The following is a 20,974-nucleotide window of genomic DNA, read 5'->3' on the forward strand; positions in this document are numbered from 1 at the left end:
CCTTTAGGAAAATTACCCTCAGGTGTATGACTCCGTTGACCGAACCCGAGATCCGTGCCGCCTTCGTGAACTGCACAAAGGGCGAGGCGAAGCGGCTGCACGTCCCGCGCGACCTCGGCACCCGTCCCTGGGCCGACCTCGACTACCTCGGCTGGCGGGATCCCCAGGCGCCCGACCGTGCCTACCTGGTCGCCGCCCCGCAAGGCCGCCCGGTCGCCCTCGCCCTGCGCCGCTCGAGCCCCGGGCCCGGGCGGCAACGCCGCAACATGTGCTCGGTGTGCCTGACGAATCCGGTCGGCGGCGTCAGCCTGATGGTCGCGCGCAAGGCGGGCAAGGCGGGGCAGCAGGGCGACTCGGTGGGCATCTACCTCTGCGACGATCTCGCCTGCTCGCTCTACCTACGGGGCCGCAAGGACGCCGGCCCCGGCGCGCGCCTGCCCGAGTCGCTGACCCTCGAGGAGAAGATCGACCGGACCCTCTCCCACCTCACCGCCTTCATCACCCGCGTCACCACGTGACCCCTCCCCCCCCGCCCGCGGCGGGTGGGGTGGGGCGGGCGGGTCAGCGGGACTCGGCGTCGTCCATGGCTCGGTAGATCCGCTGCTCGGAGACCGGGTAGGGGGTTCCCAGGGCCTGGGCGAAGACGTTCACCCGCAACTCCTCGATCATCCAGCGGATCTGGCGGACCGCCGCCTCCTGGCGCCGCGACGGCGGTAGCGCGGCCAGCATGTCCTGGTACTCCTTCTGCACCACGGCGACCCGATCCTGCTGCTGTTTGTCCCGCTGCGGGTTGCCCGGCAACCGGTCCAGCCGCCGCTCGATCGCGGTCAGGTAGCGCAGCAGGTCGGGCAGGCGCGCGTACCCCGTCTCGGTGATGAAACCCCTGTGCACCAGGCCGGTGAGCTGGTTGCGGATGTCGGCCAGGGCGGCCACCACCGCGAGGTTCCGGGTGGCGCCGAGCCGCTGCTCCACCGCGTACCCGGCGGCGAGCACCCGGCGTACCCGCTCCATCACCTCGACCACGGTGTCCACCAGGTCCGCCCGGACCGTATTGCGCAGCGCGGCGAAGCCCTCGGCGTCCCAGGCGGGACCGCCCGCGTCGCCGATCAGCTTGTCGATCGCCGCGCCGGCCGCGTCCTCGATCAGCTCCGGCACGCTGCCGTGCGGGTTGCGCGACAGCGCCAGCTTCGCCTCGTTGCTCAGCCGCCCCTGGAGGAACTTCGCCGGTGACGGCAGCGTCAGCCGCAGCAGCCGCCGGGTGCCCGCCCAGTGCGCCGCCTCCTGCTCGGCGGCGGAGTCGAAAACCTTCACCCCGACCGTCGCGCCCTCGTCCACCAGCGCCGGGTACGCGGTCACCGCGAAGCCGGCGCGTACCTGCTCGATGCTGCGCGGCAGCGCGCCGATCGACCACTCGGTCAGCCCGGTACGGGCCACGTCGGGCGCGGCGGCGGCCACGACCTGGCGTACCTCCTGGCGCAGCTCGCGTTGCAGCGCCGGCAGGTCCTTGCCCTCGGCGACCGGCTTGTCGTCGTCGCCGAGCACCCGGAACGTGACCCGCAGGTGCGGCGGCAGCCTGCTCAGGTCCCACGCGTCGGCCGGAACCGTCACCCCGGTCATCCGGCGCAGTTGCCGGGTCAGCGCGGCCAGCAGCGGCTCCTCGCCCGGCGTGATCGCGGCGAGCGCGGCGCGGGCGTAGTCGGGCACCGGCACGAAGTTGCGCCGTACCGGCTTGGGCAGCGACCGGATCAGCGCGATCACCAGTTCCTCGCGCAGCCCCGGCACCTGCCAGTCGAAGCTCTCCGCCGGCACCTGGTTGAGCAGCGGCAGCGGGATGTCCACAGTGACGCCGTCGGTGGGCACGGTCGGGTCGAACGTGTACGTCAGCGGCAGCGTCACGCCGTCGGCCCGCCACTCGTCCGGGAAGTCCTCCTCGTCCACCCCGCCCCGGCCGTCGTTGACGAGCAACTCGCGGGTGAACGTGAGCAGGTCGGGCTGCTCCCGGCGGGTCTTCTTCCACCACGAGTCGAAATGCCGTCCGGAGACCACGTCGGCGGGGATCCGCTGGTCGTAGAAGGCGAAGATGGTCTCGTCGTCGACCAGGATGTCGCGACGCCGGGCCCGGTTCTCCAGCTCCTCGATCTCGGTCAGCAGCTTCTGGTTGTCCCGCCAGAACTGGTGGTGGGTCTGCCAGTCGCCCTCGACCAGGGCGTGCCTGATGAACAGCTCCCGGCTCAGACCTGCGTCGATCCGCCCGAAGTTCACCTTGCGGGAGGTGACGATCGGGATGCCGTACAGCGTGACCTTCTCGTAGGCCATCACCGCGGCCTGCTTCTTCTCCCAGTGCGGCTCGCTGTAGCTGCGCTTCACCAGGTGCTGGGCCAGCGGCTCGACCCACTCCGGCTCGACCCGCCCGGCCACCCGGCCCCACAGCCGGGACGTCTCCACCAGCTCGGCGGCCATCACCCAGCGCGGCGGCTTCTTGAACAACGCCGACCCGGGGAAGATCGCGAACTTCGCGCCCCGCGCGCCCAGGTATTCGTGCTTCTGCGCGTCCTTGAGGCCGAGATGCGACAGCAGGCCGGGCAGCAACGACTGGTGCACCTTCGGGGTGTCGATCTCCTCGGGCAGGTCGGCGCCGGCGCCGCGCCGGCCCTCACCCTTGTCGGAGGTACGCAGCACCTGGCGCAACTGGCTGACGATGTCCTGCCACTCGCGTACCCGAAGGTAGTTGAGGTATTCGGCCTTGCACATCCGGCGGAACGCGCTGGACGACAGCTCCCGCTGCTTGTCCCGCAGGTAACGCCACAGGTTCAGGTACGCGACGAAGTCCGACTCCTTGTCGGCGAACCGGGCGTGCGCCTGGTCGGCCTGGGCCTGCTTGTCGGCCGGGCGTTCCCGCGGGTCCTGGATGGACAGCGCGGCGGCGATCACCACGACCTCGGTGGCACAGCCGTTGCGCTCGCCTTCGAGGACCATCCGGGCCAGCCGGGGGTCGACCGGGAGCTGGGCCAGCCGCCGGCCCAGCGCGGTGAGCCGCTTCGCCGGGTCGCTCTCGGCCGGGTCGAGTGCACCCAGCTCGTGCAGCAGGTTGACGCCGTCGGTGACGTTGCGCCGGTCCGGCGGGTCGATGAACGGGAACGCCGCGACGTCGCCGAGCCCGATCGAGGTCATCTGGAGGATGACCGAGGCCAGGTTGGTCCGCAGGATCTCCGGGTCGGTGAACTCGGGGCGGGAGTCGAAGTCCTGCTCGTCGTAGAGGCGGATGCAGATGCCGTCCGACGTACGCCCGCAGCGGCCCTTGCGCTGATTGGCGCTGGCCTGCGAGACCGGCTCGATCGGCAGCCGCTGCACCTTGAGCCGGCTGGAGTAGCGGGAGATCCGGGCGGTGCCCGGGTCCACCACGTACTTGATGCCGGGCACCGTCAGCGAGGTCTCCGCGACGTTCGTGGCCAGCACCACCCGGCGGTTGGAGTGCGCGGCGAAGACCCGGTGCTGCTCGGCGGTGGACAGCCGGGCGTACAGCGGCAGGATCTCGGTGCCGAGCAGCGACCGCTTCTTCTGGACCAGCTTGCCCAGCGCGTCGGCGGTGTCGCGGATCTCCCGCTCGCCGCTGAGGAACACCAGGATGTCGCCGGGCCCCTCGGCGGCCAGTTCCTCGACCGCGTCGCCGATGGCCTGGATCTGGTCCCGGACGTTCTCCTCGTCGGCCTCGTCCTCCTCCTCGGCCTCGGTGACCTCGACCAGCGGCCGGTAGCGGACCTCCACCGGGTACGTGCGCCCGGACACCTCGACCACCGGTGCCGGGTTGCCCTCGGCGTCGGCGAAGTGCTTCGCGAACCGGTCGGTCTCGATGGTGGCCGAGGTGATGACGACCTTGAGGTCGGGGCGGCGGGGCAGGAGCTGTCTGAGGTATCCGAGGATGAAGTCGATGTTGAGGCTGCGTTCGTGCGCCTCGTCGATGATCAGCGTGTCGTACTGCCGCAGCATCCGGTCGGTCTGCAACTCGGCCAGCAGGATGCCGTCGGTCATCAGCTTGACCAGGCTGTTGTCGCCCACCTGATCGGTGAAGCGCACCTTGTAGCCGACCACGTCGCCCAGCTCGGTGCCGAGTTCGTCGGCGATCCGGTCGGCGACCGTGCGGGCCGCCAGCCGGCGCGGCTGGGTGTGCCCGATCAGGCCGGTGATGCCGCGCCCCAGCTCCAGGCAGATCTTGGGGAGCTGGGTGGTCTTCCCGGAGCCGGTCTCGCCGGCCACGATCACCACCTGGTGGTCGCGGATCGCGGCGGCGATGTCGTCCTTGCGCTCGCTGACCGGCAACTGCGGCGGATAGGTGATCGCCGGCACGGCCGCGCGGCGCGCCGCCAGGCGCGCCTCGGCCCTTGTCACCTCGGCCGCGATCTCGGCCAGCGCCGCCTCCCGCCGCTGCGGGTCGCGCAGCCGGCGCACGCCGTCGAGCCGCCGCTGGAGCCGGCGCTGATCGCGGAACATCAGGGGGGCGAGGCGGCGGTGCAGGTCGCGGGCGGTCTCAGGGGCGGCGGGTACGGCTGGATTCTGCATGTCGTCGCCAAGGATAGGCAGCCGCGCGGCGGACCGCCCCCGGGTTACCGGCGCTGGGCGTGCCCTCCCTGGTGCGGCCGTCCCCGCCGGATAAAGTTGCCGCCGACGAGGCCGACGGACGAGGCCGACGAGGGGCGGGGATGATCATGCGGGACACCGACCGGGCGCTCGTGCAGGCCGCCACCGCCGTCGCGAAGCTGCGCTGCCGCAGCGACAACCACACCGTCGCCGCCGCCGTCCGCAGCACCGACGGCCGGGTGTTCAGCGGCGTGAACGTCTACCACTTCACCGGCGGCCCCTGCGCCGAGGTGGTGGCCCTCGGCGCCGCCGCGACCCAGGGCGCGGGCGAGCTGGAGGCGATCGTCGCGGTGGGGGACCGCGGCCGGGGCGTCCTCCCGCCGTGCGGGCGCTGCCGTCAGGTGCTGCTCGACTACTTCCCGTCGATCAAGGTGATCGTCGGCCCGCCCGACGGGCTGCGCGCGGTCCCGATCGCCGACCTGCTGCCCGAGACGTACGTCTGGTCCGACCAGCAGGTCGAGGTGCCGGCCGGACCGCGTGCCCCGCTGTGGCCGACCCCGGTGGTGCCGGGTGTCCGGCAGGCCGCGGAGGACTGACCGGCGCTCCGGTCCGGCGCGCTGATCCGCAACGCTCAGTCGCCGGCCGCGGCCTCCAGCATCGAGCGGGGGACCGGCACCTGCTCGAAACGGACCTGACCCTCCGGCACCATCCAGCTGCTCACCTGCGCGACGAGTCGTCCCGCGCGGACCGCCGGGTCGTTCGCGTACAGCTCACGGGCCATCTGCGGGTCCACCGACAGCACCACGAAACCGCGGACCCGCCCGTCGTCGCCGTCGAGGAACGGGCCCGCCGCGAGCACCGCGCCCTGCTCCACCAGCCCGGCCTGGTGCGCCAGGTGGGCGTCCTGGATCCGGTCGAGGGCGTCCTGCGGCAGGTCCGGCGCGTCGTCCGGGCGGACCAGGAGCACCACCGTGTGCCTGTCGAATCGCATGCCCTCAGGCTAGGTGCTGCCGGGCGCGCAGTGCCCGGATCGACCAGTCCAGCACCGGTGCCAGGCTCTCGGCCGGCGGCCAGCCGTTGATCACGGAGAGCAGCTCCAGGTACCGCTCCCGGCGAGGATCGCTCGCGCTCCGCAACCGGTCCAGCATCCGCCGGCGCAGGCCGGTGTCGTCCGGCCGGCCGCAGAGCCGTGCGTACCGGCCCGCCGCCCGGGCCACGATCGGATCGGCGCCCGGCGAGGCCGGCTCGACGCCGTCGGCGAGCGCGAGGGCCACCTCCTCCCGGACCACGGCGACCACGTCCCGGCGTACGCCCTCGGCGCCGTCCCGGTCCGCCGCGTGCTGCTCGGCCAGCCGGCGCAGCCCGGCCCGGAATCCCGGGTCCAGTGCCAGCTCGGCCAGCTCCACCCACGCCTCGATCCGGCAGTCGTCCGGATCGTCGGGCAGCTCCGGCGTGAGCGACCGGCGGATGCCGGCGAACCCCGGATCGGTCAGGCCGTCGAACGCCGCGTCGAGGAACTCGTCGACCAGCCGCCGTCGTTCCCGCAAGGCCAGGCCCGCCAGCCGGTGCAGCAGGTCGGCCTCGGACGGGCCGGCCCCGCGCCGGGCGATCACCGTCAGCACCGCGCGGCGCGTCCGCAGCAGGCGGATCTGCGCGGTCAACGCGTCCGCGTGCGCCGAGGCGACCTCGCCCAGGGTGACCTCCCGCGCCACCACCCGGCGCACGGTGGGCAGGTCCACGCCCAGCTCGCGCAAAGTCCGCACCAGGTCGAGCCGGGCCACCGCGGCCGCGTCGTAGCGGCGGTGGCCGGCCGGTCCCCGGCCGGTGGGCGGTACGACGCCGCAGTCGGACCAGAACCGGATGGTCTTCACCGGCAGTCCGGTCCGCCGGGCCAGGTCACCGATCGAGTAGCGCTCCGCATCGTCCATAGCATCCACCATCGTGCCTCCCCCTGGTGGAGGCGCAACCCGCTCAGGTACGCCTTAGCAGTTCAGCTAAGGTAAGGCGCACCTAACCGGAAGGCGAAACCCCTCGTGACCACCGTCGCCGTCCGGCCCGCGCGGGCCGGGGCTCCCGTCCGCCGCGGCACCGTCCGCCGCGTCGCGGTCACCGTGGCGGCGGCGCTCCTGCTCCTGCTGGCGCTGCTGGCCAGCCTCGCGCTCGGCAGCCGGCACCTCCCCGTCGACCAGGTGTGGCACGCTCTCGTGTCGCCGGACGGCGGCGACGCCACCACAGTGGTCCGGGAACTGCGGCTGCCGCGTACCGCCCTCGGGCTCGTCGTCGGCCTGGCGCTGGCGCTGGCCGGGGTGCTGTTCCAGGCGGTCACCCGCAACCCGCTGGCCGAGCCGCGCATCCTCGGCATCAGCGCCGGGGCGTCGTTCGGCGTGGTGCTGGCCATCGCCGTGTTCGGGGTGGGCACTCTCGCCGGGTACGTCTGGTTCGGCATCGCCGGCGCGCTGCTCGCCGGGCTGCTCGTGTTCGCCATCGCCAACCGCACCCGCGAGGGCGCCAGCCCGGTCACCCTCGCGCTCGTCGGCGCGGCCCTCGACGCGGGTCTCGGCGCCATCGTGTACGCGCTGCTCAGCATCGACGCCCGCACGTTCGAGGAGTACCGCTTCTGGGTGGTCGGCGGGCTGACCGGCCGGGGCGCCGGCGTGGCCGGACAGGTGCTGCCGTTCGTGGTGGCCGGGGTGGTGCTGGCCGCGCTCGCCGCCCGAGGCCTGGACGCGCTCGCCCTGGGCGACGACGTGGCCCGGGGACTCGGGCACCGGGTCGCGCTGGTACGGCTCGCCGCTGGTGCGGGTGGCGTGCTGCTCACCGGTGCGGCGGTGGCCGCCGCCGGGCCGATCGCCTTCGTCGGGCTGGCGGTGCCGCACCTGGCCCGGGCGCTGGTGGGCGCGGACCAGCGGTGGACGCTCCTGGTCGCCGCCCTGCTCGGCCCGGCGCTGCTGCTCACGGCCGATGTGGCCGGCCGCCTCGTGGCCCCGCCCGGCGAGATCCCGGCCGGCATCATCACGGCCCTGCTCGGCGCCCCGCTCCTGGCCTTCCTGGTCCACCGAGCCAAGACGGTGACGACATGACCACCCCCACCCCCACCCCCACCCCCGCCCCCGGCTCCCGCGATCTTGCACTTGCCGCCCCGACGGAAGGGGCATTCCGGGCACCCGAGGGGCTCGACGTGCAAGATCAACAGCGAGGGGTGCGGCCGCGGGGGCGTGGAGTGCTGCGGGCCGGGGCGGTGGTGGTGCCGTTCCGGTGGCGGCCGGTCGTCGTGGCGGCGGTGCTGTTCGTGCTGCTGTGCGCTGCGGTGGTGGTCAGTCTGTCGCTGGGAACGCCGTACGTCGCCCCGGTGGACGTGGCGCGGTCGCTCTCCGGCGCGGGCACCCCGTACGACCTCGTGGTGCGCGACCTGCGACTGCCTCGCGCGGTCCTCGCGGCGGTGGCCGGTGCGGCCTTCGGCGTGGCCGGCACGCTGATCCAGAGCGTGGCCCGCAACCCGCTCGCGAGCCCCGACGTCATCGGTGTCACCCAGGGTGCCGGTCTGGCCGCGACGATCGCACTGACCAGCGGCGCGGCGGCGGTGCTGGTGGCGCCGGCGGCGCTGCTCGGCGGCCTGGTCGCCGCGGTGGTGGTGTTCGCGCTCGGCGCCCGGCACGGCCTGGCGGCCCAGCGGTTCGTGCTCGCCGGCGTGGCGGTGGCGTTCGCGTTCCGGGCGCTGATCGAGGTGGTCATGCTCACCGCCGACCCGATCGACGGGCTGCGCGCGCAGATCTGGCTGATCGGCACGCTCGCCGGCAAGGGGTGGAGCGAGGCGGCCTGGATCGCCGGCACGCTCGCGGTCCTGCTGCCGGTGTTGCTCTGGGCCGGGTGGGCGCTGCGCAGCAGCGCGCTCGACGACGACACCGCGCGGGGGATCGGCCTGCGGCCGGTGGCCCGGCGCATGGGGCTGGCCGGCACCGGTGTGCTGGCCGCCGCCATGGTCACCGCCCAGGTCGGCGCCGTCGACTTCGTGGCGCTGGTGGCCCCGCAGGTGGCCCGGCGGCTGGTCCGCGCCGAGCGCCCGCCGCTGCTGTGCGCCGCGCTGCTGGGCGCGTTGCTGCTGGTCCTCGCCGACCTCGGTGCCCGCCGGCTGCTGGCGCCGACCCAACTGCCGGCCGGCGTCCTCACCGCGGCGATCGGCGGGCCGTACCTGATCTTCGTGCTGCTGCGCACCCGAGGGAGGCGGTCGTGACCGCGCTGCTGTCCACCCGCGACCTGGTCGTCGGCTACGAGGGCCGCACCGTGCTGGACGGACTCGACCTCGACCTGCCGGCCGACACGTTCACCGTGATCGTCGGCCCGAACGCCTGCGGCAAGTCGACGCTGCTGCGCACCATGGCCCGGCTGCTCACGCCCCGGCGCGGCGCGGTACTGCTGGACGGCGTGGCGATCCGCGATCTGCCGACCCGGGACGTGGCCCGGCGGCTCGGCGTCCTGCCGCAGAGCCCGCTGGTGCCCGAGGGGATCACCGTGGCCGACCTGGTCGGGCGCGGCCGGCAGCCCTACCAGCGCTGGTGGCGGCAGTGGTCGGCCGAGGACGGACGGGCGGTCGAGGAGGCCATGCGGCTGGCCGACGTGAGCGCGCTCGCCGACCGTCCGGTGGACACGCTCTCCGGCGGGCAGCGCCAGCGGGTCTGGATCGCCATGACGCTGGCACAGGACACCGACGCGCTACTGCTGGACGAGCCGACCACGTTCCTCGACCTGGCCCACCAGGTCGAGGTGCTGGACCTGCTGCACCGGCTGCGCGCCGAGCGGGGCCGGACCGTGGTGGCCGTGCTGCACGACCTCAACCAGGCCGCCCGGTACGCCGACCACCTGATCGCCATGCGCGACGGCGCGGTGGTGGCCGCCGGCGAGCCGCGCGAGATCCTCACCGCCGACCTGGTCCGCGACGTGTTCGGGCTGGACTGCGTGGTCGTGCCCTGCCCGGTCAGCGGCGCCCCGCTCGTGGTGCCCGCACTCACCCAGACCGGATCCGCCCAGACCTCGGCCGTTCCGGCCGTCACGCCGGCTCCGGCCGGCGCCCCCGTCGGCGACGCCTGAGCGCGCCGACCCGCACCACCGAAAGGAACCTGATGCGTCGTCTCGCCGTCGCACTCACCGCCGCCCTCGCTGTCGGCGTCGGCCTCACCGCATGCGGGGAGAGCGACCCCGTCGCCGGCACCGGCACCGGGGAGACCCGGGAGATCACCCACGCCATGGGCACCACGAAGGTGCCCGCCGAGCCCAAGCGCGTGGTCGTGCTCGACACCGACAAGATCGACACCGCGCTGTCGCTGGGCGTCACCCCGGTCGGCGCGGCGACCGCCGGTGAGGCGAAGAGCTGGCCCACCTACTTCGGCGCGGACAAGCTCGCCGGCATCACCGAGGTCGGCGTGCTCACCGAGCCGGACCTGGAGGCGATCAACGCGCTCAACCCGGACCTGATCCTCGGCAGCAAGTTCCGCCAGGAGAAGTTCTACGACGAGCTGTCCAAGATCGCCCCCACCGTGTTCACCGAGAAGGTGGGCATCACCTGGAAGGAGAACTTCCTCCTCGACGGCACGGCACTGGGCAAGGAGCAGCAGGCGAAGGACCTGCTGGCCGAGTACGAGAAGCGGGCCAAGGACTTCGGCACGAAGCTCGGCGACGCCTCGTCCCGAAAGGTCTCCATCGTGCGCTTCATGCCGACGGAGATCCGCCTGTACGGGCCTGATTCGTTCTCCGGCATCGTCGTCGGCGACACCGGCCTGGGCCGCCCCGAGCGGCAGATGCTCGCCGGCAAGGAGGACAAGCGGATGGACCGGGTCAGCCCGGAGCGCATCGCCGAGGCCGACGGCGACGTGGTGTTCGTGACCGCGTACGGCGAGAAGGCCGCCGCCGAGCAGGCCAAGGTCACCGGCGGCACGCTGTGGAAGGGCCTGTCCGCGGTCAAGGCCGGCAAGGCGCACGTGGTCTCCGACGAGATCTGGATGACCGGCATCGGCGTGGGTGCTGCCAACAAGATCCTGGACGACCTGGAGAAGTACCTGGCCGCCTGAGCCTCGAATCATCCGCGCCCGTCCAGCCCCACCGGGCCGGACGGGCGCGGGTGTGTTTCAGGCCGCCAACTGCCAGAGCAGGAACGCGTTGAGCGCCACCACGAACGCGGTGATCGCGACCGCCGTGGCGGTGGTGGCCCGGCGGTTGACCAGGCTGCCCATCAGGTCCCGGCGGCGCGTGAACATCACCACCGGGATCAGCGCGAACGGGATGCCGAAGCTCAGCACCACCTGGGACAGCACCAGCGCCCGCGTCGGGTCGACGCCGATCGCGAGCACCGCCAGCGCGGGCAGCAGCGTGATCATCCGGCGGACCGGCAGCGGGATCCGGCGGCGCAGGAAACCCTGCATGATGATCTCGCCGGCGTACGTGCCGACGCTCGTGGAGGCGAGCCCGGACAGGAGCAGGGCGACCGCGAAGCCGACCGCCGCCGCCGTGCCGAGCGTGGTGGCGAGCCCGGAGTGCACGCCTTCCAGGGTGTCGGTGCCGGGGATCGACGTGCCGTGGAAGCTACTAGCGGCGACCAGCAGCATGGCCAGATTGACCGCGCCGGCGATGCCCAGCGCGATCAGCACGTCGACCCGCAGGCCCTTGGCGACCAGCCGCCGCTGCGCCTCACCCTCGGCGGGTAGGCGGTTCGGGGTCAGCGCCGAGTGCACGTAGATGACGTGCGGCATCACCGTCGCGCCCAGGATGCCGGCGGCGAGCAGCATGCTGTCGGTGCCCTGCATCCGGGGCAGCAGTCCGGCCGCGGCGTCGGACACGTCCGGTTGCGCGCTGACCAGGTTGACCGCGAACGCCAGCACGATCACGCCGAGCAGCACGGCGATGGCGATCTCGAACGCCCGGAAGCCCCTGGCCCGCAGCGCCAGGATGGCGAACGAGGCGGCGCCGATGATCAGGCCGCCGGGCAGCAGCGGGACGCCGAACAGGAGGTACAGCGCGACCGCCCCGCCGATCACCTCGGCCAGGTCGGTGGCCATGGCGACCAGCTCGGCCTGCGCCCACATGACCCGGTTGAGCGGCCGGGGTAGGTGCTCCCGGCACAGTTCGGGCAGGCTGCGCCCGGTGGCCAGGCCGAGCTTCGCGGTGAGCGTCTGCACCAGCATGGCGGCCAGGTTCGCCGCCACGACCACCCAGACCAGCAGGTACCCGTACCGGGCCCCGGCGGTGGAGTTGGTGGCGAAGTTGCCGGGGTCGACGTAGGCGACCGCCGCCACGAACGCCGGTCCGAGCAGGATGAGGCGGCCGCGTACCGGGCGCGGGGCGCGAGCGGTCCGTAGCGGGGGTACGACAGGCGAGTCGTTTGTTACCACTGTTGCTCCTCGACGACGACTGACGACGAACGGCGGGGGTGCCGGGAGGGCGGGCCACGCGGGGGTGTTCCCGACGGATGCCCGCATATGCCACCAATCTGAGCCGGGAGGAGGAAAGCAGACACGGACGATGCCGTCCGCTGTTCGTCCACCGGGCGGAGTCCCCCTGCGGCGCACCGCTCGGGACGACGAACGGCCGCCCCGGGTAGCGGGACGGCCGTTCGGTAGGTGGGCGGTGCGGCGGTCGGGTACGTGGTCGGGCGGCGTCGCGGTGTGCCGGAATGCCGTGCCGGGGCGGTCGGTCAGGCGGCGGTGGACCAGATGGCGCGGAACGCGGCCGCCTCACCGGCCAGCCACTGCTCGATCTGCTCGGGCTTCACGTCGGCGGGCATCCGGTGTGCCTCGCCGCGACGCACGTCGACCAGGACCGGCTCGGCGTGCGGCAGCACCGCGTCCATGTGCCGGGCCATCAGGTGCAGCGTGGCGAGCGTCGCCTCCTCGCTCGGCGGCGCCTCGTCGAAGTGCAGGCGGATCGCCTCGGCCCGGCCGTCGGCGTACCGGACGCCGAACTGTGGGTTGATCTTCACGGGCAGGTCGCCCAGCATGGCCAGGGCGTCGCGGGTCTGGGCCAGGTCGACGCCGGCCGGCTCGCCGAGCGACTGCAGCCAGCGGGTCGCGCCCGGCACGAGCGCCTCGTAGAGCGGACGCCAGCGCGGCTTGACCAGGTCGGCGACCTGCGCGAGGTGGGTGCCGCCGGTGTGGAAGGCGACGTCGGCCTTGAGCGCCTTGACGAACTGGCCGTGCGGGTTGAAGCCGTGCCGGCTGGCCCGCTGCCGGCGCAGACCGCCGACGAAGGTGGCTTTCGTGGGGCCGGTGCGGTCGACGTACCGGGTGAATCCGAGGAGGGTGGCGTAGGGGGTGACAGGGGTCGCGGAGGTGGGCGCAGTCACGAGCATCCTCCCAGGTCAGCAGCTCGATTAGTACATACATTCTAATTGACGGGTCTGACATCGCCCAGGGTGCGAAAGGGGCATTGTCGATCCGTTCGCCGACGGCCTGCCGATCCGGACGGGACACCGCGCGATCGATCCGTCCCCTAGAGTGCGGTTCTTCCACACCTCTCTTTCGGAGTACCCATGCGATCCCTCACGGCCCGATGGCCCCGCCTCGCCGCTACCGCGGCGCTGCTGGCCACGACCGCGCTCTTCGCCCCGTCGACCCCGGCGCACGCCGCCGACGAGCTGCCCGACCTGTTCGTCTCCTTCAGCAGCGACCCCGTCGCGGAGATCGACAACAGTGGCACCACGGTCGGGATGTACGTCTACAACTACGGCCAGGCCGACGCGACGGCGGTGACCGTCACGCTCGACCTGGGCAAGCTGTCGTCCGACGTGGTCGCCTCGGTGCCGGACTGGAACGACTCCTGCAAGCTCGCGGCGGGAAAGGTCACCTGCACCGTCGGTGGCCTGGTGGCCGGCCAGACCGATCTCCTCTACCCGCTCTCGCTGGCCAGCCGCACCGGTGCGACCCCCGGTGACGCCGGTTCGGTCGGCGTGACCATCGCCGGCGCGCAGGACGACGCCAACCCCGGCGACAACACGATCAGCTTCCCGGTCACGATCCGCGCCTCGGGCCCCGATCTGGTCGCCGCCGCCGACGACCTGAACGACAGGTCCAAGCCGGTCGGTGAGGGCGACCGGGTTCCGCTCTACAGCGGTGTGCTCAACGAGGGCGACAGCCCGGCGACCGACTTCACCGTCCGGGTCGACCTGCCCACCGGCGCCACCTTCGTCGAGCGGTACAGCGACTGCACGTACGTCGGCTACTACCCGAAGGCCAGCGGTCCGCCGTACGTCTACGGGCCGAGCCAGGTCACCTGCACGGTGCCGCTGACGCTCAAGCCCGGCGAGGGGCTGCTGCTGTTCGACGACGAGACGGGCGAGTCGCTGTTCAACATCACGTTCGGCCGCAACCTGCCGGGTCCGGACGAGAACTACGCCCTGTTCAGCACCGCGCTGGCCGGTGAGGCGGAGGCGGCGAAGAAGGCCGCGGCGACCAAGGGCAACGGCCCGTCGTTCGCCACCGCCGCCGAGAAGCTGCACGCCAAGGCGGTCAAGGCGGGCCAGGCCCGCAAGGCCGTCGTGGAGCGCGAGCTCGACGAGTCGGACAACTACGCCGACTTCCGGTACTGGAGCAAGAAGAACAGCCTCGACGTCGCCGTCACCGCCGCGCCGGTGAAGGGGGCGGTCGGCCAGACCGTCGACCTCACCTACGAGGTCGTCAACCACGGCCCGTCCGACGGCGGCGGCCCCGGTGTCCTCATCACCGCGCCGAGCGGCACCGTCCTGCTGCCCAGCGAGTGGTGCTACACCGACGGCCAGCCGGGCACGACGTTGCCCGAGTCGGCGAAGCTGCGGTGCAACTTCGAGAGCGAGTTCCCGAGCGTGGCCTCCGGCTACGGCAGGATCAAGCCCACCGTCCAGCTGAAGATCAAGTCGACGCCGGGTACCGACGGCACGATCGTGGTCGACGGCGCCACGTCCTCGACCGAGTCGAAGCCGGCGAACAACACCGCTCGCATCGTCGTCGCCGTCGGCAACGGCGGCCCGGGCACCGGTGGCTCCGAAGACGGCAGCGGTGGCACCGGCGGCGGCCTGCCGATCACCGGTGCGCCGGCGGCCACGCTCGCGGGTGTCGGCGCCGCCGTGCTCGCGGCCGGCGCGGTCCTGTTCGTCGTGTTCCGTCGTCGTCGCGTGGCGTTCCAGGCCCCGCGCGACTGATCGGACACGATCGCGGGGGCGGGACCGGACCGGTTCCGCCCCCGCGGTGTACGTCAGCCGACGCCGCTACAACTGACCGACGTCGGTGATCCGGACCACCGCCGCGCCGGTCTCGTCCGAGGCGGCCAGGTCGATCTCGGCGCTGATGCCCCAGTCGTGGTCGCCGTCCGGGTCGTCCAGGATCTGCCGTACGGTCCACCTCTCGCGGCCCTGCTCGATCATCAGCAGCGCCGGCCCGCGCGCGTCCGGCCCCACCCCGATCGCGTCGTACGCCTCGAAGTACGGCTCCAGCGCGTCGGCCCAGGCGTCGGCGTTCCAGCCGTCGCCCGCGTCCAGCTCGCCGAGCAGGTCCCAGCGCCGCAGCGCGGCCAGCTCGACGCGGCGGAACATCGCGTTGCGCACCAGCACCCGGAACGCCCGCGCGTTGCGCGTGACCGCCGGCGGCCGGTCGTCCAGCGAGGCGGCCACCTCGGCCACGTCCGACGGGTTGCGCAGCCGCTCCCACTCGTCGATCAGGCTGGAGTCGACCTGGCGGACCAGCTCGCCCAGCCACTCGATGAGGTCGACCAGCTCCTCGGTCTTCGCGTCCTCGGGGACGGTCTGCCGCAGCGTCTTGTACGCGTCGGCGAGGTAGCGCAGCACCAGCCCCTCGGAGCGGGACAGCCCGTAGAACTGGACGTACTCGGGGAACGTCATGGCCCGCTCGTACATGTCCCGGACCACCGACTTGGGGGAGAGCTGGTGGTCGGCGACCCACGGGTGGCCCTGCCGGTACATCTCGTACGCGGACTCCAGCAGCTCGGCGAGCGGCTTGGGCCAGGTCACCTCGTCGAGCAGTTCGAGGCGTGCCTCGTACTCGATGCCCTCCGCCTTCATCGCGGCGACCGCCTCGCCGCGGGCCTTGAACTGCTGCGCGGACAGCACCTGGCGCGGGTCGTCGAGGATCGACTCGATCACGCTGAGCACGTCGAGCGCGTACGACGGGGACTCCCGGTCGAGCAGTTCGACGGTGGCCAGCGCCAGCGGTGACAGCGGCTGGTTGAGCGCGAAGTCGAGCTGGAGGTCGACGGTGAGCCGTACCCGGCGGCCGGTCTCGTCCGGCTCGGGCAGCTCCTCGACCACGCCGCCCGCGCGCAGCGCCCGGTAGATGGCGATGGCCCGGCGGATGTGCCGGCGCTGCGCGGCCGGGTCCTCGTGGTTGTCGGTGAGCAGGTGCCGCATCGAGGCGAACGCGTCGCCGGGGCGGCCGATCACGTTGAGCAGCATCGAGTGGCTGACCTGGAAGCTGGAGGTGAGCGGCTCCGGCTCGGCCTCGACCAGCCGCTGGAACGTCGGTTCGCCCCAGCCGATCGAGCCCTCCGGCGGCTTCTTCTTCACCACCTTGCGGCGCTTCTTCGGGTCGTCACCGGCCTTCGCGAGCGCCTTCTCGTTCTCGATCACGTGCTCGGGAGCCTGCACCACGACCCGGCCCAGCGTGTCGAACCCGGCCCGCCCGGCCCGGCCGGCGATCTGGTGGAACTCGCGGGCCTTCAGCAGGCGCGTCCGCACCCCGTCGTACTTGCTCAGGCCGGTGAACAGCACGGTACGGATCGGTACGTTGATGCCGACGCCGAGCGTGTCCGTACCGCAGATGACCTTGAGCAGGCCGGCCTGGGCGAGCGTCTCGACCAGGCGGCGGTACTTCGGGAGCATGCCCGCGTGGTGCACGCCGATGCCGTGCCGGACCAGCCGGGACAGCGTCTTGCCGAAGCCGGAGGTGAACCGGAAGTTGCCGATCGCACTCGCGATCATGTCCTTCTCGGCGCGGGTGCAGACGTTCACGCTCATCAGCGCCTGGGCGCGTTCCAGCGCGGCGGCCTGGGTGAAGTGCACGACGTACACCGGGGCCTGCTTGGTCTCCAGCAGTTCCTCGAGGGTCTCGTGCAGCGGCGTGGTCGCGTACGAGAAGAGGAGCGGGACCGGCCGCTCGGCCGAGCGGACGACGGCGGTCGGCCGCCCGGTGCGCCGCGTCAGGTCGTCGACGAAGCGGGTGGTGTCGCCGAGCGTGGCCGACATCAGCACGAACTGGGCCTGCGGCAGCTCGATCAGCGGCACCTGCCACGCCCAGCCGCGGTCCGGCTCGGCGTAGAAGTGGAACTCGTCCATGATCACCTGGCCGACGTCGGCGCGGCGGCCCTCGCGCAGCGCCAGGTTGGCCAGGATCTCCGCGGTGCAGCAGATGATCGGCGCGTCCGCGTTGACGCTGGCGTCGCCGGTGAGCATGCCGACGTTCTCCGCGCCGAAGACCTCGCAGAGCGCGAAGAACTTCTCCGAGACCAGCGCCTTGATCGGCGCGGTGTAGAAGGTCGTCCGGTCGTCGGCCAGCGCCGCGAAGTGCGCCGCGATCGCCACCAGGCTCTTCCCCGAGCCGGTCGGCGTATTCATGATCACGTTCGCGCCGGAGACGATCTCGATGACCGCCTCCTCCTGATGGGGATAGAGGTCCAGGCCGCGCTCGGACGCCCAGGAGGCGAACGCGTCGTAGAGGGTGTCGGGATCGGCGGTCTTCGGCAGCGCGGCGGTGAGAGTCATGGCGGCTCCCATCGTGCCTGGATCACACCACGCCGCGCCAACCGGGTTCAGCGCAACGGGTTCAGCGCCGCCGGTGGATCAGGTCGAAGACCTCCCGGCCGGCGGTCAGCGCGCGCCGCTCGAACTTCGTCACCGGGCGGTGCGCCGGACGCGGCGCGTAGCCGCCGTACACGTCGACCAGCTCCGGGTCGGCGGTGAGCGTCTCGCGCATCGACTCGGCGTACTCGGCCCAGTCCGTCGCGCAGTGCAGCGTGCCGCCCGGCGCCAGCCGGGACCGCAGCAGCGCCACGTGCGCCGGCGCGATGATCCGCCGCTTGTGGTGCCGGGTCTTCGGCCACGGGTCGGGGAAGAACACGTGCACCGCGTCCAGGCAGCCCTCCGGCATCGCCCGGACCAGGTCCAGCGCGTCGCCCTCGGCCACCCGTACGTTGTCCAGACCGTGGCGTTCCACCAGGTCGAGCAGGTTGGCGATTCCCGGCGTATGGACCTCGACCGCCAGATAGTGTCGGTCCCGGTCGGCCGCCGCCATGGCGGCGGTGGCGTCGCCCATGCCGGAGCCGATCTCCAGTACCAGCGGCGCCCGTCGTCCGAACAGCGTCGTCGGATCGCACGGCCCGTCGAGGGCGGCGATCTCCAGGCCGTACGCGGGCCAGAGCCGGGTGAGCGCGTCGCGCTGCCGCTCGCTCATCCGTCCGCGACGCGGATGGAAGGTACGGATGCGGCCGGCGGCGATGTCGGGGAGGGTCACAGCGACCCGAGCCTAGCCCGGATCGGATGTGATGTGCGCCCAGGGGTGAGAGGATTCATCCCGTACGCCGGGAGGGGTCATGGGGTCGTTCAGGGTACGTGAGGCGCTGCTGGTCGCGGCCGCCGCGTGCGCCGCCCCGCTGGCCGGCGCGCTGCCCGCCCAGGCCGAGCCGGTGCCGGAACAACCCCCGGCCGACGTGATCTTCGTGGAGGTCACCCCGGGCACCGTCTCGCCCGGCTACCTCGTCGGCATCCGGGCGAGCTGCCGGAACAACACCGTCCCGGCGATCGTCACCTCGGACGCGTTCGGCAGGATCCAGGTGCAGCCGCAGCGCGGCCTGCTCACCGCCTCGCCGATGGTCCACGAGCGCACCCGGCCCGGCAACTACCGGGTGAAGCTGGAGTGCCCGGGCGGGGAGACCGCCTCCACCATGCTCCAGGTGGTCAAGCAGGGGCAGCCCACCCGGCAGCCGACCCACCCGCCCAGTCACCTGCCCAGCCGCGGCCCGGCCACCGGTTTCGGCGGCACCGCCGGCCCCGGGCTCGGTGGCCTGCTGGTGCCGGTCGGGCTGGCGGTGACGGTGGTCGGCGCCGGGCTCGGCGTGGCCGCGTCCCGCCGGCAGGCCCGCGGCGCCGCCGGACGCTGAGGCCGGTCATGGCCGAGCACTTCGTTCCGCCGCCCGCCGGATCCCGGCGCCCCGGCCGGCCGTTCCTGGCCCTGCCTCCGCCCGCCGCGCCACCGACCGGCACCGCCCGGTTCTCCAGGGCTGATCCGGCCGCCGCGCCCCGGACCGGCCCGCGCTCGGGGAGTGGGTCTGCCGCCGGGACGGGTCCGGCCGCCGGGACCGGATCGCCGGCCGTGCCGGTCTCCGGGTCGCGGCCGTGGATGCCGCCGCCCGCCGCGTCGCGACCGTGGTATCCGCCGTCGGCCGATCCGCCGGCCCTGCGCCCCCGGCCCGCCGGGCCGCCGCCTGTCGAACCGCCACCGGCGTCGCCGGGCAGGGGAGACCGGGGCCGGGGCTCCTGGTCGAAGCCACTGGCAGTGGTGCTGGTGCTGGTCGGCGTGTTCGCGACCGGTGCCGGCCTCGGGCGCACGGCCGGGCCGTTCGACTTCGCCGACGCGTCCACCGAGTCGAGCCGGTCGAACGGGTCGGGCGCGGCAGCTCCGGCGAGCGCCGCCGCCCCGGTCCGGAAACCGGCGAGCCGGCCGGTACGCCTGGCCGTGCCGGCCATCAAGGTCAACGCGCCGGTGACCCCGGTCGGGCAGGCGAAGGACGGCTCGGTGGACGTACCGCCGCTGACCGAGCACGACCAGACCGGCTGGTACGACAGGGGAGCGGTGCCCGGCGACCCGGGCCGGGCGATCATCGTGGGCCACGTCGACACCAAGAGCGGGCCGGCCGTCTTCTACCGGCTGCGCTCGCTCAAGCCGGGCGCCCGGATCCAGGTGACCCGCGCCGACCGCAGCGTGGTGACCTTCAAGGTGGACAGCGTCGAGTACTTCGACAAGTCGAACCTGCCCGCCGCCCGGGTGTACGGCGACTCGGGCCCGGCCGAGCTGCGCCTGATCACCTGCGGCGGCGAGTGGGTCGGCGGCCGTACCGGCTACCAGGACAACGTGATCGTCTTCGCGTCCCTGGCCCGCTGACCGCTCACCCCGCCCGCCGACCGCCCGCGTCGATCATGAAGTTGGCGGTGACGAAACGGACGCTGAGTGCCGCCAACTTCATGATCGACCGAAAGACGAGAGGGCGGGGTCAGGGTTTGGCGGGAACCTGCTGGACCACCTCGAACTCCAGCAGGGTGGCGCCGGTGGCGACGGGCTTGCGGGGTTCGCCGCCCTCGGCGTGCGCGGCCCGCGACGGGCCCTGCGCCCACGCCTGGTAGGACTCCTCGCTCTCCCAGCGCGTGTACACGAAGTAGCGGGTGTCCCCGGCGACCGGGCGCAGCAGCTCGAAGCCGAGGAAGCCGGGGGAGTTCTCCACCGCGCCGGCCCGCGCCGCGAACCGCTTCTCCAGCTCCTCGCCGGCGCCGGACGGGACGTCGATCGCGTTGATCTTCACGACAGCCATGTGTCCACCCTAACCAGCGCCGCGCTCAGAACGTCTCGACGGCCGGTGCCAGGTCCGCGTCGACCACGATCGGAGCGTGGTCGGACGGGCCCTTGCCCTTGCGGGCCTCCCGGTCCACGTACGCGGAGCGGACCGCGCGGGCGAACGACGCGCTCGCGTACACCAGGTCGATCCGCATGCCCTTGTTCTGGTGGAACATGCCGGCCCGGTAGTCCCAGTACGTGAACGGGTGCGGCCCCTTCATCGGCGTCGGCACCACGTCCTCCAGGCCCAGGTCACGCAGCGCGGCCAGGGCGGCCCGCTCGGCCGGGGTGACGTGGGTGGAGGTGACGAACAGCGTCGGATCCCAGACGTCCGCGTCGGTGGGCGCCACGTTGAAGTCCCCGCAGACGGCCACCGGCAGGGGGCCGGCCACCTCCGGTTCCAGGGCGTCGCGCAACGCCGCGAACCAGGCCAGCTTGTACGCGTAGTGCGGGTCGTCCGGCGCGCGGCCGTTGGGTACGTAGACCGACCAGACCCGCAGCCCGTCGCAGGTGGCCGAGATGGCGCGGGCCTCGGGATCGGGGAACCCGGGTTCACCGGGGAAGCCGACGGCCACGTCGGCCAGCCCGACCCGGGACAGCACGGCGACGCCGTTCCACCGCCCGTCGCTGTGGCTGGCCACCTCGTAGCCCAGCTCGCCCACCTCGGCGACCGGGAACGCCCCGTCGGGGCACTTGGTCTCCTGCAGGCACACGACGTCGGGTTCCGTGGTGGCCAGCCAGTCGAGCAGCCGGGGCAGGCGGGCCTTCACCGAGTTGACGTTCCAGGTCGCCAGGCGCATGTCCCCAGCCTGCCGCATCGCCGCCCG

18 protein-coding genes are annotated in these 20,974 nt (G+C 73.0%); 9 read left to right on the forward strand and 9 right to left on the reverse strand.

Going from position 1 to position 20,974, the window contains the following annotated elements; genetic code table 11:
* Positions 1-26 precede the first annotated feature (26 nt).
* Positions 27-518 (forward strand): FBP domain-containing protein, encoded by a 492-nt coding sequence (locus tag NMK34_RS11440; RefSeq protein WP_318333371.1) that lies wholly within the window; start codon positions 27-29, stop codon positions 516-518.
* Between the two features lie 43 nt (positions 519-561).
* Here NMK34_RS11440 and hrpA read toward each other — a convergent pair whose 3' ends face one another.
* Entirely contained in the window at positions 562-4,557 is a 3,996-nt protein-coding gene (gene hrpA, locus NMK34_RS11445; RefSeq protein ID WP_318333372.1) for an ATP-dependent RNA helicase HrpA, read from the reverse strand.
* 140 nt (positions 4,558-4,697) lie between these two features.
* Here hrpA and NMK34_RS11450 point away from each other — a divergent pair, with 140 nt between their 5' ends.
* Positions 4,698-5,171 carry a cytidine deaminase family protein gene (locus NMK34_RS11450; protein ID WP_194800957.1) on the forward strand — a complete coding sequence of 158 codons (474 nt, stop codon included), beginning with the start codon at positions 4,698-4,700 and terminating at the stop codon, positions 5,169-5,171.
* 35 nt (positions 5,172-5,206) lie between these two features.
* Here NMK34_RS11450 and NMK34_RS11455 read toward each other — a convergent pair whose 3' ends face one another.
* A complete protein-coding gene (locus NMK34_RS11455; protein ID WP_013285335.1) occupies positions 5,207-5,566 on the reverse strand; it encodes a YciI family protein in 360 nt (119 codons plus the stop codon).
* Positions 5,567-5,570: 4 nt separating this feature from the next.
* Positions 5,571-6,503 carry a MerR family transcriptional regulator gene (locus tag NMK34_RS11460; protein WP_318333373.1) on the reverse strand — a complete coding sequence of 311 codons (933 nt, stop codon included), beginning with the start codon at positions 6,501-6,503 and terminating at the stop codon, positions 5,571-5,573.
* 105 nt (positions 6,504-6,608) lie between these two features.
* On the opposite strand from NMK34_RS11460, the gene NMK34_RS11465 reads away from it, so the two are divergent.
* The 4 genes from NMK34_RS11465 (at position 6,609) to NMK34_RS11480 (ending at position 10,637) form a co-directional block, all read left to right on the forward strand.
* Positions 6,609-7,655: an iron ABC transporter permease gene (locus NMK34_RS11465; RefSeq protein ID WP_318333374.1), complete on the forward strand. Its 1,047-nt coding sequence runs from the start codon at positions 6,609-6,611 to the stop codon at positions 7,653-7,655.
* A 140-nt stretch (positions 7,656-7,795) separates the two neighbouring features.
* The gene (locus tag NMK34_RS11470) at positions 7,796-8,806 is read left to right on the forward strand and encodes an iron ABC transporter permease (protein WP_318333375.1); all 1,011 of its coding nucleotides are present in this window, start codon (positions 7,796-7,798) and stop codon (positions 8,804-8,806) included.
* Positions 8,803-9,660, forward strand: coding sequence for an ABC transporter ATP-binding protein (locus NMK34_RS11475; RefSeq protein ID WP_318333376.1), 858 nt, complete (start codon positions 8,803-8,805; stop codon positions 9,658-9,660). The genes NMK34_RS11470 and NMK34_RS11475 overlap by 4 nt, the downstream gene beginning before the upstream one ends.
* A 32-nt stretch (positions 9,661-9,692) precedes the next feature.
* A complete protein-coding gene (locus NMK34_RS11480) occupies positions 9,693-10,637 on the forward strand; it encodes an iron-siderophore ABC transporter substrate-binding protein (protein ID WP_318333377.1) in 945 nt (314 codons plus the stop codon).
* A gap of 57 nt (positions 10,638-10,694) precedes the next feature.
* Here NMK34_RS11480 and NMK34_RS11485 read toward each other — a convergent pair whose 3' ends face one another.
* Positions 10,695-11,954: an Nramp family divalent metal transporter gene (locus NMK34_RS11485; protein ID WP_318333378.1), complete on the reverse strand. Its 1,260-nt coding sequence runs from the start codon at positions 11,952-11,954 to the stop codon at positions 10,695-10,697.
* 302 nt (positions 11,955-12,256) lie between these two features.
* On the reverse strand, positions 12,257-12,904 hold the full coding sequence (locus tag NMK34_RS11490; RefSeq protein WP_043325072.1) for a hypothetical protein: 648 nt from the start codon (positions 12,902-12,904) through the stop codon (positions 12,257-12,259).
* 186 nt (positions 12,905-13,090) lie between these two features.
* Here NMK34_RS11490 and NMK34_RS11495 point away from each other — a divergent pair, with 186 nt between their 5' ends.
* Positions 13,091-14,734, forward strand: coding sequence for a peptidase (locus tag NMK34_RS11495; protein WP_318333379.1), 1,644 nt, complete (start codon positions 13,091-13,093; stop codon positions 14,732-14,734).
* Positions 14,735-14,800: 66 nt separating this feature from the next.
* Here NMK34_RS11495 and NMK34_RS11500 read toward each other — a convergent pair whose 3' ends face one another.
* Both NMK34_RS11500 and trmB read right to left on the reverse strand, forming a co-directional pair.
* Positions 14,801-17,305 carry a DEAD/DEAH box helicase gene (locus NMK34_RS11500; protein ID WP_318333380.1) on the reverse strand — a complete coding sequence of 835 codons (2,505 nt, stop codon included), beginning with the start codon at positions 17,303-17,305 and terminating at the stop codon, positions 14,801-14,803.
* A gap of 61 nt (positions 17,306-17,366) precedes the next feature.
* Positions 17,367-17,993, reverse strand: coding sequence for a tRNA (guanosine(46)-N7)-methyltransferase TrmB (gene trmB / locus NMK34_RS11505; RefSeq protein WP_318336324.1), 627 nt, complete (start codon positions 17,991-17,993; stop codon positions 17,367-17,369).
* Positions 17,994-18,132: 139 nt separating this feature from the next.
* Here trmB and NMK34_RS11510 point away from each other — a divergent pair, with 139 nt between their 5' ends.
* Positions 18,133-18,699: a hypothetical protein gene (locus NMK34_RS11510; RefSeq protein ID WP_194800966.1), complete on the forward strand. Its 567-nt coding sequence runs from the start codon at positions 18,133-18,135 to the stop codon at positions 18,697-18,699.
* A 212-nt stretch (positions 18,700-18,911) separates the two neighbouring features.
* Positions 18,912-19,700 carry a class F sortase gene (locus NMK34_RS11515; RefSeq protein ID WP_318333381.1) on the forward strand — a complete coding sequence of 263 codons (789 nt, stop codon included), beginning with the start codon at positions 18,912-18,914 and terminating at the stop codon, positions 19,698-19,700.
* Positions 19,701-19,809: 109 nt separating this feature from the next.
* On the opposite strand, the gene NMK34_RS11520 is transcribed toward NMK34_RS11515, so the two are convergent.
* Positions 19,810-20,124, reverse strand: a complete 315-nt coding sequence (locus NMK34_RS11520) for an antibiotic biosynthesis monooxygenase (protein WP_318333382.1) — start codon at positions 20,122-20,124, stop codon at positions 19,810-19,812.
* Between the two features lie 25 nt (positions 20,125-20,149).
* Positions 20,150-20,947, reverse strand: coding sequence for an exodeoxyribonuclease III (locus NMK34_RS11525; protein WP_318333383.1), 798 nt, complete (start codon positions 20,945-20,947; stop codon positions 20,150-20,152).
* Positions 20,948-20,974: the final 27 nt, after the last annotated feature.

The sequence above is a fragment of the Micromonospora sp. BRA006-A genome, assembly GCF_033433935.1.
GTDB classification, from domain to species: domain Bacteria; phylum Actinomycetota; class Actinomycetes; order Mycobacteriales; family Micromonosporaceae; genus Micromonospora; species Micromonospora aurantiaca.

What these genes read in the sequence shown, in the direction of transcription:
- NMK34_RS11440 (WP_318333371.1), top strand. Translation starts at nt 27, where the DNA reads ATGACTCCGTTGACCGAACCCGAGATCCGTGCCGCCTTCGTGAACTGC.
- hrpA (WP_318333372.1), bottom strand. Translation starts at nt 4,557, where the DNA reads ATGCAGAATCCAGCCGTACCCGCCGCCCCTGAGACCGCCCGCGACCTG.
- NMK34_RS11450 (WP_194800957.1), top strand. Translation starts at nt 4,698, where the DNA reads ATGATCATGCGGGACACCGACCGGGCGCTCGTGCAGGCCGCCACCGCC.
- NMK34_RS11455 (WP_013285335.1), bottom strand. Translation starts at nt 5,566, where the DNA reads ATGCGATTCGACAGGCACACGGTGGTGCTCCTGGTCCGCCCGGACGAC.
- NMK34_RS11460 (WP_318333373.1), bottom strand. Translation starts at nt 6,503, where the DNA reads ATGGACGATGCGGAGCGCTACTCGATCGGTGACCTGGCCCGGCGGACC.
- NMK34_RS11480 (WP_318333377.1), top strand. Translation starts at nt 9,693, where the DNA reads ATGCGTCGTCTCGCCGTCGCACTCACCGCCGCCCTCGCTGTCGGCGTC.
- NMK34_RS11495 (WP_318333379.1), top strand. Translation starts at nt 13,091, where the DNA reads ATGCGATCCCTCACGGCCCGATGGCCCCGCCTCGCCGCTACCGCGGCG.
- NMK34_RS11500 (WP_318333380.1), bottom strand. Translation starts at nt 17,305, where the DNA reads ATGACTCTCACCGCCGCGCTGCCGAAGACCGCCGATCCCGACACCCTC.
- trmB (WP_318336324.1), bottom strand. Translation starts at nt 17,993, where the DNA reads ATGAGCGAGCGGCAGCGCGACGCGCTCACCCGGCTCTGGCCCGCGTAC.
- NMK34_RS11510 (WP_194800966.1), top strand. Translation starts at nt 18,133, where the DNA reads ATGGGGTCGTTCAGGGTACGTGAGGCGCTGCTGGTCGCGGCCGCCGCG.
- NMK34_RS11520 (WP_318333382.1), bottom strand. Translation starts at nt 20,124, where the DNA reads ATGGCTGTCGTGAAGATCAACGCGATCGACGTCCCGTCCGGCGCCGGC.
- NMK34_RS11525 (WP_318333383.1), bottom strand. Translation starts at nt 20,947, where the DNA reads ATGCGCCTGGCGACCTGGAACGTCAACTCGGTGAAGGCCCGCCTGCCC.